Source organism: Mesorhizobium sp. RSR565B, assembly GCF_054719465.1.
The window spans coordinates 759,381-773,111 of sequence record NZ_JBTTIE010000001.1 but is presented as its reverse complement, the minus strand read 5'-3'; the positions used below and the strand labels follow the sequence as shown (position 1 = coordinate 773,111).

The 13,731-nt window shown below is 63.5% G+C and carries 14 protein-coding genes; 7 read left to right on the top strand and 7 right to left on the bottom strand.

The window, feature by feature from the left end:
• The 6 genes from ACYG9R_RS03840 to ACYG9R_RS03815 all read left to right on the top strand — a co-directional run bounded on the left by ACYG9R_RS03840 (window position 1) and on the right by ACYG9R_RS03815 (window position 4,430).
• A complete protein-coding gene (locus ACYG9R_RS03840) occupies window positions 1–387 on the top strand; it encodes a DUF983 domain-containing protein (RefSeq protein WP_023824242.1) in 387 nt (128 codons plus the stop codon).
• Entirely contained in the window at window positions 384–1,139 is a 756-nt protein-coding gene (locus ACYG9R_RS03835; RefSeq protein ID WP_023709869.1) for an SURF1 family protein, read from the top strand. The genes ACYG9R_RS03840 and ACYG9R_RS03835 overlap by 4 nt, the downstream gene beginning before the upstream one ends.
• Window positions 1,140–1,301: 162 nt before the next feature.
• Complete coding sequence (gene ispH / locus ACYG9R_RS03830) at window positions 1,302–2,312, top strand: 4-hydroxy-3-methylbut-2-enyl diphosphate reductase (RefSeq protein WP_023692071.1); 1,011 nt, start codon at window positions 1,302–1,304, stop codon at window positions 2,310–2,312.
• Between the two features lie 7 nt (window positions 2,313–2,319).
• Window positions 2,320–3,282 carry a homoserine kinase gene (locus tag ACYG9R_RS03825; protein WP_023824241.1) on the top strand — a complete coding sequence of 321 codons (963 nt, stop codon included), beginning with the start codon at window positions 2,320–2,322 and terminating at the stop codon, window positions 3,280–3,282.
• Entirely contained in the window at window positions 3,279–3,815 is a 537-nt protein-coding gene (gene rnhA, locus ACYG9R_RS03820; protein WP_023818961.1) for a ribonuclease HI, read from the top strand. The genes ACYG9R_RS03825 and rnhA overlap by 4 nt, the downstream gene beginning before the upstream one ends.
• A 30-nt stretch (window positions 3,816–3,845) precedes the next feature.
• Entirely contained in the window at window positions 3,846–4,430 is a 585-nt protein-coding gene (locus ACYG9R_RS03815; protein ID WP_023824240.1) for a histidine phosphatase family protein, read from the top strand.
• A 72-nt stretch (window positions 4,431–4,502) separates the two neighbouring features.
• Here the strand turns inward: ACYG9R_RS03815 and ACYG9R_RS03810 are convergent, their stop codons facing one another.
• From ACYG9R_RS03810 to ACYG9R_RS03800, 3 genes are all read right to left on the bottom strand, one after another.
• The gene (locus ACYG9R_RS03810; protein WP_023706669.1) at window positions 4,503–4,982 is read right to left on the bottom strand and encodes a DUF2938 domain-containing protein; all 480 of its coding nucleotides are present in this window, start codon (window positions 4,980–4,982) and stop codon (window positions 4,503–4,505) included.
• A gap of 87 nt (window positions 4,983–5,069) precedes the next feature.
• Window positions 5,070–5,552 (bottom strand): peroxiredoxin, encoded by a 483-nt coding sequence (locus ACYG9R_RS03805; protein WP_023668407.1) that lies wholly within the window; start codon window positions 5,550–5,552, stop codon window positions 5,070–5,072.
• Window positions 5,553–5,663: 111 nt separating this feature from the next.
• Window positions 5,664–6,470 (bottom strand): protein-disulfide reductase DsbD domain-containing protein, encoded by an 807-nt coding sequence (locus ACYG9R_RS03800; protein WP_023824239.1) that lies wholly within the window; start codon window positions 6,468–6,470, stop codon window positions 5,664–5,666.
• Between the two features lie 215 nt (window positions 6,471–6,685).
• Between ACYG9R_RS03800 and ACYG9R_RS03795 the strand changes: the two genes are divergently transcribed.
• The gene (locus ACYG9R_RS03795; protein WP_023668405.1) at window positions 6,686–7,294 is read left to right on the top strand and encodes a YqgE/AlgH family protein; all 609 of its coding nucleotides are present in this window, start codon (window positions 6,686–6,688) and stop codon (window positions 7,292–7,294) included.
• Between the two features lie 195 nt (window positions 7,295–7,489).
• On the opposite strand, the gene ACYG9R_RS03790 is transcribed toward ACYG9R_RS03795, so the two are convergent.
• Genes ACYG9R_RS03790 through thrC form a run of 4 tightly spaced genes read right to left on the bottom strand, consistent with a single transcriptional unit; the run spans window position 7,490 to window position 13,697 of the window.
• Window positions 7,490–10,378 carry an EAL domain-containing protein gene (locus ACYG9R_RS03790; RefSeq protein ID WP_023706671.1) on the bottom strand — a complete coding sequence of 963 codons (2,889 nt, stop codon included), beginning with the start codon at window positions 10,376–10,378 and terminating at the stop codon, window positions 7,490–7,492.
• A gap of 3 nt (window positions 10,379–10,381) precedes the next feature.
• Window positions 10,382–10,978, bottom strand: a complete 597-nt coding sequence (locus tag ACYG9R_RS03785; RefSeq protein ID WP_023668403.1) for a GNAT family N-acetyltransferase — start codon at window positions 10,976–10,978, stop codon at window positions 10,382–10,384.
• 14 nt (window positions 10,979–10,992) lie between these two features.
• On the bottom strand, window positions 10,993–12,285 hold the full coding sequence (locus tag ACYG9R_RS03780) for a M16 family metallopeptidase (RefSeq protein WP_023668402.1): 1,293 nt from the start codon (window positions 12,283–12,285) through the stop codon (window positions 10,993–10,995).
• Window positions 12,286–12,299: 14 nt separating this feature from the next.
• A complete protein-coding gene (thrC, locus tag ACYG9R_RS03775) occupies window positions 12,300–13,697 on the bottom strand; it encodes a threonine synthase (protein WP_023824238.1) in 1,398 nt (465 codons plus the stop codon).
• Window positions 13,698–13,731 lie beyond the last annotated feature (34 nt).

The window sequence follows — 13,731 nt, the reverse complement described above, 5'->3', positions numbered from 1 at the left end:
ATGAGTGAAGATAGGGCGATCTGGCCACCCATTGAGCCGATCTCGGCCGGCCTGCACGGATGCTGCCCGCGCTGCGGCGAAGGACGGCTGTTTTCCGGCTTCCTCACCGTCGGCAAGCGCTGCAACAATTGCGGCCTCGACTATTCCGACGCCGATGCCGGCGACGGCCCGGCGGTGTTCGTTATCCTGATCATCGGCTTCATCGTCGTGGGGCTGGCGCTGTGGGTGGAGGTGACGCTGAGCCCGCCGCTCTGGCTGCATTTCATCATCTGGATACCGCTGGCCGTGGGACTGTGCCTGACGGCGCTGAGGTTGATCAAGGGGGTGCTGCTGACGCTTCAATACGCCAACAAGGCGGCCGAAGGCCGCCTGGACCAGGGGCAATGAGCGAGGCGCTGACCAAGCCCGCCGGCCGCTCGCGGCCGAAGACGGCATTGCTGCTCGGCCTCGGCCTGGTGGTGTTCGTCATCCTGCTCGGGCTTGGCACATGGCAGGTGCAGCGCCTGTACTGGAAGGAAGCCCTTCTGCAGACCATCGACCAGCGCACCCATTCAGCGCCGCAGCCGCTGGCGGACGTCGAGAAGGAATTCGCCGCAACCGGTGATGTCGACTACACGCCGGTCACCGTCAGCGGGACGTTCCTGCACTCCGGCGAGCGGCATTTCTACGCCACCTGGGACGGCGACGCCGGCTTCAACGTCTACACCCCGCTGGCCCTCGACGATGGCCGCTATATCCTGATCAACCGCGGCTTCGTTCCCTATGATCTCAAGGATGCCGCCAAGCGGCCGCAAGGGCAGGTGACCGGCAAGGTCACGGTCACCGGCCTGGCGCGCAACCCGCTGCCGGGCAAGCCGTCGATGATGCTGCCCGACAATGACGTGGCCAAGAACATCTTCTACTGGAAGGATCGTGATGTCATGGCGGCGAGTGCCGGCCTGCCGGCCGGCGCCGTGCTGGTGCCGATCTTCATCGACGCCGACAAGACGCCGAACCCGGGCGGGCTGCCGGTCGGCGGCGTCACCATCATCGACCTGCCGAACTCTCATCTGCAATATGCCTTCACCTGGTATGGCCTGGCGGCGGCTCTTGCCGCGGTTCTGATCATCAGGCTGCGCCGCCCGGCAAAGACTGAATGATCCAGAGCATCATCCCGAAAAGTGGGAACCGGTTTCGGACAAGATCATGCTCCAACAAAGAGTTAGATCAGGTTGACCATTCAACCTGATCTCAACTGCCCTTGACAGGGCAGGGGTGCACACCTCATTTCGCGTCACGATACGATCAACCGATCTGGAATCATGCTGCAGACCGCCACAAAACCACCGCTGACGATCCGGCTCTGCCAGCCGCGCGGCTTTTGCGCCGGTGTCGACCGCGCGATCCAGATCGTCGTGCTGGCGTTGAAGAAATACGGCGCGCCGGTCTATGTCCGCCACGAGATCGTGCACAACCGCTATGTCGTCGAAGGCCTGCAAAGCCTTGGCGCGGTTTTCATCGAGGAACTCTCGGAAATCCCGGCCGAGCACCGCAAGTCGCCGGTTGTCTTCTCGGCCCACGGCGTGCCGAAATCGGTGCCGGCCGACGCCAAGGCACGCGAGCTCTTCTATCTCGACGCCACCTGCCCGCTGGTGTCCAAGGTGCACAAGCAGGCGATGCGCCATCAGCGGCTCGGCCGCCATGTGCTTCTGATCGGCCATGCCGGCCATCCCGAAGTGATCGGCACCATGGGCCAACTGGCTGAAGGCGCCGTCACGCTGATCGAGACCGAAGCCGACGCTGGGACCTTTGCCCCCGCCGACCCGGAAGCGCTCGGCTTCGTAAGCCAGACAACGTTGTCGGTCGAAGACACTGCCGGCATATTGCGGGTGCTGCAGGAGCGCTTCCCGCAACTGCATGCACCGGCCGCCGAATCGATCTGCTACGCCACCACCAACCGCCAGGAAGCGGTCAAGGAAACCGCCGCCGGCGCCGATCTCTATCTGATCGTCGGTGCGCCCAATTCCTCCAATTCGCGCCGTCTTGTCGAAGTGGCGGAGCGCGCCGGCGCCACCATGTCGCTTCTCGTACAGCGCGCCGCCGAAATTCCGTGGAATGACATCACAAATATATCGACGCTCGGCCTGTCTGCCGGCGCGTCGGCGCCGGAGATCATCGTCGACGAGATCATCGACGCCTTCCGCCAGCGCTTCGAGGTGAACATCGACCTGGCGATCACGGCCACCGAAACGGAGGATTTTCCAGTCATGCGGGTTCTGCGCGATGTCGAACTGACGCGGGCCGACATGGCCTTCGTCAACGGAGCCGCGTGAACAGCCCATGGCGGTCTACACCGACGTCAATGAGGGCGAACTCGGCGCGTTCCTGAGGGCATATCCAGTCGGCGAACTCTTGTCCTACAAGGGTATCGCCGAAGGCACGGAGAATTCGAATTTCCTGCTGCACACCTCAAGCGGCTCTTACATACTGACGCTCTACGAGAAGCGCGTCGACAAGGCCGACCTGCCGTTCTTCCTCGGCCTGATGGGCCATCTCGCCCGCAAAGGCATTTCCTGTCCGCTGCCGGTGACCGCGCATGACGGCACCGTCATCGGCACGCTGGCCGGCCGTCCCGCGGTCATCATCACCTTCCTCGAAGGCCTGTCGCTGCGGCGGCCGACAGCGGCGCATTGCGCGGAGGTCGGCAAGGCGCTCGCCGCCCTGCATCTCGCCGGCCAGGATTTTGCGATGACGCGTGACAACGCGCTCGCCATCGAGGGCTGGCGCAAACTCTGGAATGCCTCGCGCGACCGAGCCGACGAGGTCGAGCCGGGACTGGCGGCCGAGGTCGACGCGGATTTCGCGGATTTCGAACGCCATTGGCCGCAGGGCCTGCCGGCAGGCATCATCCATGCCGATCTGTTTCCCGACAATGTCTTCTTCCTCGGCGAGAAACTGTCCGGCCTCATCGACTTCTATTTCGCCTGCCACGACCTCTACGCCTATGACGTCGCCACCTGTCTCAACGCCTGGTGTTTCGAGAAGGATTTCTCCTTCAACCTGACCAAAGGCACGGCGCTGCTGGCCGGCTATCAGAGCGTGCGGCCTTTGAGCGATGGCGAGAAAGCAGCGCTGCCGATGCTTTCTCGCGGCTCGGCGCTGCGCTTTATGCTGACCCGGCTCTATGACTGGCTGACCGTTCCCGACGGCGGGCTGGTCATGAAGCGCGATCCGACCGAATATATCCGCCGCATGCGCTTCCACCGCGCGATCAAGTCGCCTTCTGAATACGGACTGACATGACCAAGCAGGTTGAAATCTTCACCGACGGCGCCTGCTCGGGCAATCCCGGTCCCGGCGGCTGGGGCGCCATCCTGCGCTTCAACGGCAAGACCAGGGAATTGTCGGGCGGCGAGGCCGAGACGACCAATAACCGTATGGAGCTGCTGGCCGCCATCTCGGCGCTGAATGCGCTGAAGGAGCCGTGCGCCGTCGAGCTTCACACCGACAGCAAATATGTCATGGACGGTATCTCCAAATGGATCCACGGCTGGAAGAAAAACGGCTGGAAGACCGCCGACAAGAAGCCGGTCAAGAACGGTGAACTGTGGCAGGCGCTGGATGAGGCCAATGGGCGCCACAAGGTGACCTGGAACTGGGTCAAGGGCCATGCCGGCCACACCGAGAACGAACGCGCCGACGAACTCGCAAGGGAAGGTATGGCGCCGTTCAAGAGGGGCTCAGCCAAACCTGCGGCGCCGAAAGTGGCGCTGAAGCCGGCGGCATCCGAGAAGCAGCCGGCGCCACGGGCACGGCGCTCGACCCAAAGCTATTGAGCTCAAGCTATCGGCAAGGGGATCTCAATCATGCCGATCGTATACTACATCACCCATCCCCAGGTTCAGATCGATGCCAACGTTCCCGTGCCGCACTGGGGGCTGTCCGAGATCGGACGAGCGCGAGCATCAGCCATGCTCGATCAGCCATGGGTCGGATCGATCCGCCGTGTCGTCTCGTCGGCCGAGCGCAAGGCGATCGAAACCGCCGAGATCCTTGGCAAACACCTCGGCCTCGCGGTCGAGGTGAAGGAGCGCATGCATGAGAACGATCGGTCGGCAACCGGCTTCCTGCCGCCGCCGGAGTTCGAGGCGGTCGCCGACCAGTTCTTCGCCAATCCGCACAAAAGCATTCGCGGCTGGGAACGGGCCATCGACGCCCAGCAACGCATTGTCAGCGAGGTCGAAACGGTGCTGGGTGCTGCCGACGGCGGCGACATTGCCTTCGTCGGCCATGGCGGCGTCGGAACATTGCTGCTGCTCTCGCTCAGCGGCCGCGCAATCAGCCGCGCGGCGGACCAGCCGGCCGGCGGTGGTAATTACTTCGCCTATGACGTCGGCACGCGCCGCGTCGTCCACGGATGGCGGCCGATAGACAGTCTGGCGTCGCGCTAAAGCGGATGTCAGGAGATCATCGATACCGTAGCCGCGATGAAGCCGCGCGCGACCAACAGATAGAACCCGTCCTCAGCGGATCAGCAGGGCCGTGCCGTAGAGGCCGAGCGCGAACACCGTGTGCGAGATCACGTTGAAGGCGCGGATCTGCATCGCGTTGGGACGCTTTGAGGCAGCCCAGCCGCCGCCCATGCCGGGCGCCAGCAGGAACCAGCCGGCGCCGATGGTGACCATGCCGAGGATGAAGGCCGGCAGGAAGGTCGGCGCGTCCAACCATGCCGTGCCCACCAGCGCCACCAGGATGAAGCCGTAGACGATGCCGGTGACATAGTGGAAAGCCCAGCCCAGCGCCTGCTCATGCGCATAGGGTGCGGCTTGGGCGATATCGTCGTGGAAAACCTTGCCTTCCCTAAGGTGCCAGACCCAGCGGCCGGGCGGCCCCCAGTTCGGCCGCGGCTGACTGAGCGCCAGATGCAGGAACAGCGCCCAAAGATCCATCAGCACCGTGGCGCCGATGCCAATCGCAATGCTGCGCCAGATGATGTCAAACATCGTCGATGTCCCCCAAAGCAGGCAATCCGGCTGGAAGCGCGTGGTCGTCAGGCCATGGCGTTCATGAGCCGAGGCGGCCGCCGCGGTTTAGAGCTGGCTCAGAATGTGAGCGGCACCCGACGTGTCGACTCCTGGCTTGGTCTCGACGTTGAGCGCGGTGACCTTGCCGTTGTCGACGATCATCGAGAAGCGCTTCGAGCGCAATCCCATGCCGCCGCTGGAATAGTCGGAGTCGAGGCCGATCGACTTGGCGAAATCGCCATTGCCGTCGGCGAGATAGAGGATCTTGCCTTGACCGCCGGTGAAATTGGCCCAGGCACCCATGACATGGACGTCGTTGACCGACACGACGGCGATGGTGTCGACGCCGCGGGCCAGGATGGCATCGTGGTTCTCGAGATAGCCCGGCAGATGATTGTTGCTGCAGGTCGGCGTGAAGGCGCCTGGAACACCGAACAGCACGACCTTCTTGCCCGCGAAAATCTCGGCCGAGGTGATCACCTTGGCGCCGTCGGCGGTCATTTCCTTGAAGGTCGCATCGGGCAGTTTGTCGCCAACGGCAATCGTCATGATGGTCCTCGTGTGAAAAGCAGGGAAGGTTTCTTGCGATAGCGAAATCGGGCATCTCCCGCAACCGCCGACAAGGCCTGGATCAAGGGAAAGCCCGGATCGGGTTCGGTATCAGGGGAACGGCAGAACGCCCTCGACCGCGCCTTTGGCACTTGTCAGGGTGTAATACAACCCGCCATCGGTCGGTGTCGTCGACGGCCGGTCGAGGATCGGAATGGTAAATACCAGCCGGCCGTCCTTTTCGCTGCGTGCAGGCGCCCCGAACATATAATCGCGTCCCCCGGCGACGAATAAATCCGCCGCCTCCGGATCTCCGGGAAAAGTCGCCTCGACCATCAGCGTCTCATGGTCGCCCGGCAGCACCTTGATCCCGAAATCGGGCTTGGCAGGCGCGGGCAAGGTGGCGAGTGCAGCCTTCACCAGCGCCGCATCCTCGGCATTGTCGGGATCGGCGGCGGGATCGACGCTCAGCCGCGTCTGCACCGGAATACAGATCGTCTCGCAGATGCCAAGAAAGATGTCGGCATCGATGACGGCCGCATCCCCAGGCGACGACAAAGTGAATGTCACCGGCAGCGAGACCGGATGGTTGTAGCCGGCCCATTTGCCGTAGCCGTCGTCATGGCGCTGCGGCGGCGGGAAGGAAAACGCAGCATCGGTGATGTTGGTGCTGGCCGAAACGTCGATCTGCGGCGGCACGCCGGCGTCGCCCGGATCGCGCCAATAAGTTTTCCAGCCGGGCTTGAGCGCGATGTCGAGCACGCCCTGTATGCGACCGGCCTCGTCGGCCTTGCCTGATGTCACCAGCCGCACCCTGCCGCCTTCGCTGTTGTACCAGTCGGAAGAGGACGCGGCGGCGGGAATAGCTGCTCCGCATCCAATGGCGGCGCCGAGCAGCAGGATTTTCAATCTTTGCATGGCGTTGATTTGATCGTCAGTTCATGGCCGCGCAATGTTTTCATGGCGCTCTGCGTATCATATTTGCGTGACCTTCGGGCAAGGAACAGTTGGGTTCAAGCAATCGGCCGAGCGAAGTTCGCACTCAAGATTCAGTTGTTCCAACCATTGGGCTTTGGCCGAATCCCACGCGGCGCATCTTTTCGGCGTCCCGGAAACGCGTTACGCTCCCGTCCATGGACTTGTTGCGCCACAAAAAGACGGCCGGTGGACGCGGCTTTCTTGACGACCAGTTTCTGATTGCCATGCCCGGCATGAAGGACGATCGCTTCACGCGCTCGGTCATCTACATCTGTGCGCACAGCGATGAAGGCGCCATGGGCCTGATCATCAACCAGACGCAGCAGATGCTGTTTCCCGATCTTCTGGTGCAGCTCGGCATCATGAACGAGCAGGAGGCGATCAGGCTGCCGGCGCAGGCTCGCGACTTCGTGGTGCGCAATGGCGGCCCGGTGGACCGCAGCCGCGGCTTCGTCCTTCACTCGGGCGACTACCGGGTGGAATCCTCGCTCACCGTCTCCGACGATATCTGCCTGACCGCGACGGTCGACATATTGCGCGCCATCTCGTCCGGCCGCGGCCCGCGGCGCGCGTTGATGGCGCTCGGCTATTCCGGCTGGGGCGCCGGCCAGCTGGAAACCGAGATCGCCGAGAATGGCTGGCTGACCTGTCCGGCCACGCCGGAGCTTCTGTTCGACGCCGACATCGAGCGCAAATACGACCGCATCCTGGCATCGATCGGGATTGATCTGGCGCATTTGAGCCTGGCCGCGGGGCACGCCTGAGGCCTCGCCTCGCCGACGTTCCGCCGAACCTTCGCGACTAGCCGAAGCCGCCCGCCACTTTCGTCATCCTAGGGTCTGCGCTGCGTCGCTGCGCTCCTTGCTTCGCCCTAGGATGACGAAGGCGCGGTCGCTTCAGCTAATTTTCGCGGTTCATTCCAATGTAACCACGCGCCTGCACGACGCATGCCTCACCCATCACGCCTGCGTCATCGGGTACTGCTCTTTCAACGCCTTCAGCACCTGGTCGCCTGGCATCGGCGCGCCGAACATGAAGCTTTGCACATATTCGCAGCCCATCTGGCGCAATTCCAGCGCATCGCTTTCGTCGGAAATGCCCTCGGCCACCACCGACAGGCCGAGTTCATGCGCCATGTTGACCATGGATTTGAGCAGCACCGCCCGCTTCGGCGTCGCGTCGTCGACGAAGCTCTTGTCGATCTTGATGGTGTCGAAGGGGAAGCGGGTCAGATAGGCGAGCGAGGAATAGCCGGTGCCGAAATCGTCCAGCGACAGGCCGATGCCGAGCTGCTTGAGTTTGGTCAGCACATGCGAGGTCTGCTCTGGATTGTCCATGACGAGCGATTCGGTAAGTTCGAGCCGGAAGCAGCGCGGCTTCAGATTGGCGCGGGCGATGACCGAGCGGACATCGCTGACCAGGTCGCGGCGGATCAGCTGGCGGCTGGACAGATTGACCGACACCGACAGCGGGGTGTCGCCGATCTGCTTTTGCCAGCCGGCGAGGTCTTCGGCCGCCTGCTGCATGGCAAACAGCCCAAGCTGCACGATCAGGCCACAGCTTTCGGCGACCGGAATGAAATCGCCGGGCGGGATCATGCCGCGGCGCGGATGGTCCCAACGCAGCAGCGCTTCGAAGCCGGCAATGCTGCCGTCCTCCAGCCGCACGATCGGCTGGTAGGCAAGGGTGAATTCGCGCCGCTCGATGGCGCGGCGCAGATCGGATTCGAATTGCAGCCGGTCGGTGCCGACGGTGCGGAAGGCCGGCCGGAACGGCTCGATCCTGTCGCCGCCGAAGCGCTTGGCCTGGTGCATGGCAAGCTCGGCGTCCTTGACCATGTCTTCTGCCGAAGTCTGCGCCGAGGTCCAGGTGATCAGGCCGATCGAGGCGGTCAGCACGATCTCGCGCTTGGCGAAGGTGATCGGGTTGTTGATCGCGTGCTTGATGGCGTCTGCCACCGCCGCGATGCGGGAGGGTTCCTGTTCGGAGAGCAGCATCAGGGCGAACTGGTCACCGGCAAAGCGCGACAGCGAATCCTTCGGTTTCAACAGCCGGTGCAAGCGGCGCGCAATGGTGAGCAGGATGGTGTCGCCGGCCGAGATGCCAAGCCCGTCATTGACCTGCTTGAAACGGTCGATGTCGATGACGAAGACGGTGGGGCGCACCTTCTCTTCGGTGCGCGCGATCGAGATGATGGCTTCCAGCCGGTTCATCAGAAGTTCGCGGTTGGGCAGGCCGGTCAGATTGTCGTGAACGGCATCGTGCAGCAGCCTTTCCTCGGACTTTTTCTGCTCGGTGACGTCGACCATGGTGCCGACGCAGCGAATCACTTCGCCATCCGAGCCGATCACCGGCCGCGCCCGAAGCAAGAACCAGTGGTAGTGCCCGTCGGCGCCGCGCAGGCGGAAATTCTGCGAGACCCGGCCGCGCCGATGTTCGAGCACCACGTCGAGCGTGGTGCGGAACGTGTCGCGGTCGTCGGCATGCAGCACCGGCAGCCAGTTGCGGGCCGCACCCCCCAGGCTGTTGGGAGCGAGGCCAAGCTGGATGCTGACGTCGGGCTTGGTGACGACGCGGTCGCGCAGCACGTCCCAGTCCCACACCGTGTCGCCGGAGCCGGCGACGGCCAGCGCCTGGCGCTCGAGATCGGAGAACAGGCCCTGATGCAGCGCGCCGCCGGCAAAGGCATGCTGCATGACGGTGAAGCCGATCAAAAGGATGATCAGGATCAGCCCGCCGCCCAATGCCGGCTGGGCGATGTCGTTGTCGAGCATGCCGGTGATCGCCATCCACGACCCGCATAGCCATAGCAGCACCATCACCCAACTTGGCACCAGCATGATCGCACGATCATAACCACGAAGACCGAGCAGGATGATGAGGCCAAGCCCGGTCAGCGCGGTGGCGGCGAAGGACAGCCGGGCAATACCGGCGGCGACGGCCGGATCGATGATGGCCACACCCGCAATCAGCACCAGGCCGAGGATCCAGACCAGCGCGCCATAGCTGAAATGGCCGTGCCACCGGTTGAGGTTGAGATAGGCGAACAGGAACACCACGAAGGTCGCCGCAAGCGCCACCTCCGTTCCCGCCCGCCACATCTGCTCGTTCCCGGGCGATATCTCTATGATCTTGTTTAGAAAGCCGAAATCGACGCAGATATAGGCAAGTACCGCCCACGCAAGTGCGGCTGTCGCCGGAAACATCGAGGTTCCCTTGACGACGAAAAGGATGGTCAGGAAGAGCGCCAGCAGCCCGGCGATGCCGATGACGATGCCGCGGAACAGCGTATAGGAATTGACCGAGTCCTTGTAGGCTTCCGGCTCCCATAGATAGACCTGCGGCAGCTTCGGCGAGGCGAGTTCGGCGATGAAGGTGATCACCGTTCCCGGGTTCAGCGTCACCCGGAACACGTCGGCGTCGGAGCTTGACTGGCGGTCGAGCGCGAAGCCCTCGCTGGGGGTGATCGCGGCGATGCGGGTGGCGCCGAGATCGGGCCAGAAGATGCCGGAATTCACCAGCCGGAAATGCGGCGCCACGATCAGCCGGTCGAGCTGCTGGTCGGTGGTGTTGGCGAGCGCGAATACCGCCCAGTCGCCGCTCGAGCGCGCGTCATTGGCCTCGACCTCGATGCGCCGCACGATGCCGTCGGGACCGGGCGCGGTCGACACCTGGAAGTTTTCGCCCTGATTGACGTAGATCTGGACGGCGCGCGACAGGTCGAGCGCGACATCGTCGCGGGCAATCTTGATCGGTTCGACGGCGAAGGCCGGGAGCGCCGCGCAAAGCGTGACGACAACCGCCAGAACAAAGGCCAACAGCGACCCGTTTCGCAGGAAATTCGTCAAAAATCAGTCCTTCGTTCCAGCGCCCGGCGGATCGTCCGCGATCCGGGCGTAGAGGTAGTGGTCCTGCCAGATGCCGTTGATCCTGAGGTAGGATCGCAGAAGTCCTTCGCGCCGGAATCCGGCTTTTTCAAGCACGCGGATCGACCGGACATTGTCGGGAATACAGGCAGCTTCGATCCGGTGCAACCTCAGCGTATCGAAGGCGAAGCGGCAGACCACCTTGACCGCGTCGGTCATCAGGCCGCGGCCGCCGAACCGCTCCCCGATCCAGTAGCCGACATGGCCGCTTTGCGAGACGCCGTGGCGGATATTGCCGAGCGTAATGCCGCCTGCAAGCTTGCCGCTCGCCTTCTCGAAGATGAAGAAGGCGATGGCGGTTCCCTGCGCATAGTCTTCGCGGTAGCGGCCGATGCGCAGCCGCCAGGCGGTGCGGTCGAGTTCATCGGGCGTCCAGCGCGGCTCCCACGGTTCGAGGAAGGCACGGCTTTCGCCGCGCACCGCCGACCATTCGCGATAGTCGTTGGTGTAGGGCACGCGCAGCATGACCCGGTCGCCTTTCAGTGCCGGCAGGTCACGGCGAAAGAAAGGGAGCGCGAACACCGGCGCTTGAAGGCTTAGACGGCGAGCTTGCGGGCCGTGGTGTGCGTGCCCGCAAGCGAATCGAGAATCGCCTCATAGGGCGCGAGCGTACCCACCGGTCCAACCGCAGTCAGCGTCGGCTTGGTCGAAAACAGCCGGGACGAAAGGTCGGTCAGCCGCTCGACGGTCAGCGCCGACAGCCGTTCCATCAATTCCTCCTTGGCGATCGGCCGACCGAACAGAAGCAGCTGCCTGGCGATCTGCGAGGCGCGGCTGGCCGGGCTTTCAGCCGACATGATCAGGCCGGCGCGATATTGCGCGCGGGCGCGGTCGAGCTCTTCCTGAAGGATATTCTCGCCGGCCTTCTGCAGCTCGTCGATAATGACCGGCACCAGTTCGGCAATGTCGCTCTGCCCGGTCGCGGCATGAACGCCGAAGATGCCGGTATCGGAAAAACCCCAGTGGAAAGCATAGACCGAATAGCACAGGCCACGCTTTTCGCGAACCTCCTGGAACAGCCGGGACGACATGCCGCCGCCGAGGATCATCGACAGCACCTGCGAAGCGTAGAAATCGCGCACATGATAGGCTCGGCCTTCGAAGCCGAGCACGATCTGCGCGTCCATCAGGTCGCGATCCTCGCGGAAATCGCCGCCGACATACTGCGCATATTGCGGCATCGTGCTGTCGGACTTGCTGCGGAAACCGCCGAGCTGCTTTTCGACCTCGCGCACGAAATTGTCGTGCTTGATGTCGCCTGCCGCCACGATCACCATCTTCTCGGCGCCATATTGGCGCTCGATGAAATCATGCAGCTGTTTGGAGGTGAAGGATTTGACGGTTTCCGGCGTGCCGAGGATCGAGCGGCCGATCGTCTGGTGGCGGAAGGCGGTCTCGGTGAAACGGTCGAAGACGATGTCGTCGGGTGTGTCGTGCGCGGCGCCGATCTCCTGCAGGATCACATGCTGCTCGCGCTCCAGTTCCTCTGGGTCGAATTCGGACTCCTGCAGGATATCAGCAAGGATATCCACCGCCAGCGGCACATCGTCGGACAGCACCCTGGCGTAATAGGACGTCGTCTCGACTGATGTGGCGGCATTGATCTCGCCGCCGACATCCTCGATTTCCGAGGCGATCTCGAAGGCCGTCCGCCTTTTCGTACCCTTGAAGGCCATATGCTCGAGCAGATGGGCCATTCCGTGCTCGTCGTCACGCTCATTGCGGGCGCCGGACTTGACCCAGGCGCCAAGGGCAACGGATTCGAGGCTTGGAAGGGTTTCGGTGGCGACTGTCAGGCCGTTCGACAGACGGCTTACCTCAACACCCATATGGCAAGTACTCCCTAACGCGCTGCCCTTGAGTGGCGGCTCACGTAATCTTCCACCATTTTCAGGTCGGATGGAAGTACCGTGTACTTTTCGTCGGCTGACATCAAGGACCCCAGCCATGCGGGCAGGGCCGGCCACACGCCGCAGGCGGCTTCGACGGCGGCCGGAAACTTGGCCGGGTGCGCCGTGCCCAGCACCACCATCGGCACTGCACCGTCGGCCTGGCCGGCGGCGACATGCACGGCCGCGGCCGTGTGCGGATCGAGCAGATAATTGCTGGATTCGAGCGTCGAGCGAATGGTGGCTGCAACCTCGTCCATATCGGCGCGCCCGGCGTCGAATTCGGACCGCATCCGGTCGATTTCCGCGGTTTCGATGGTGAAGGCGCCGGATTGCTTGAGGCCGGCCATGTAACGCCGCACCGTCTCTGCGTTACGGTCGCAGGCCTCGAACAGCAGTCGCTCGAAGTTCGACGATACCTGGATGTCCATCGATGGCGACGTCGTCGCAAACACACCCTTGGTGCGGTATTCACCGGTCGCGAAAGTGCGCGCCAATATGTCGTTGTCGTTGGTGGCGACGATCAGCCGCTCGATCGGCAGGCCCATCTTCTTGGCGGCGTAACCGGCGAAAATATCGCCGAAATTGCCGGTCGGCACGGTAAAGGAGACCGGCCTGTCCGGCGCGCCGAGCGAAAGCGCCGAGGAAAAATAATAGACGATCTGGGCCATGATGCGGGCCCAGTTGATCGAATTGACGCCCGACAGCGACACGCGATCACGAAAACCATGATCGTTGAACATATCCTTCAGCAGGCCCTGGCAATCGTCGAAATTGCCTTCGATCGCCAGCGCCTGGACGTTGGCGGCCGTCGATGTCGTCATCTGCCGCTGCTGCACCGGCGAGACGCGGCCATGCGGGAACATCACGAAAATGTCAGTTCGGTCGCGGCCGGCAAAGGCATCGATGGCGGCGCCGCCAGTGTCACCCGAGGTCGCGCCGACGATGGTGGCGCGCTGGCCGCGCTCAGTCAGTACATGGTCCATCAGCCGGGCAAGCAGCTGCATGGCAACGTCCTTGAAGGCCAGCGTCGGACCGTGGAAGAGCTCGAGGATGAACGTGTTGGCGCCGGTCTGCACCAGCGGGCAGACGGCCCGGTGGCGGAAGGTGGCATAGGCTTCTCGCACCAGGCGCTCGAAGACGGGTGCGGCGATCTCGCCGCCGAGGAACGGCGTCAGCACGCGGATGGCGAGGTCCGCATAGGGCAGGCCGCGCATGGCGCGGATCTCGGCTGCCGAAAACTGCGGCCATGTCTGCGGCACATAAAGCCCGCCGTCGCGGGCCAGCCCCGCCAGCACCGCATCGGCAAATCCAAGCACGGGCGCATCCCCGCGGGTACTCACATAGCGCATCGTCAAAGGTCCATTGCTGCCGCCGGTTTCATCC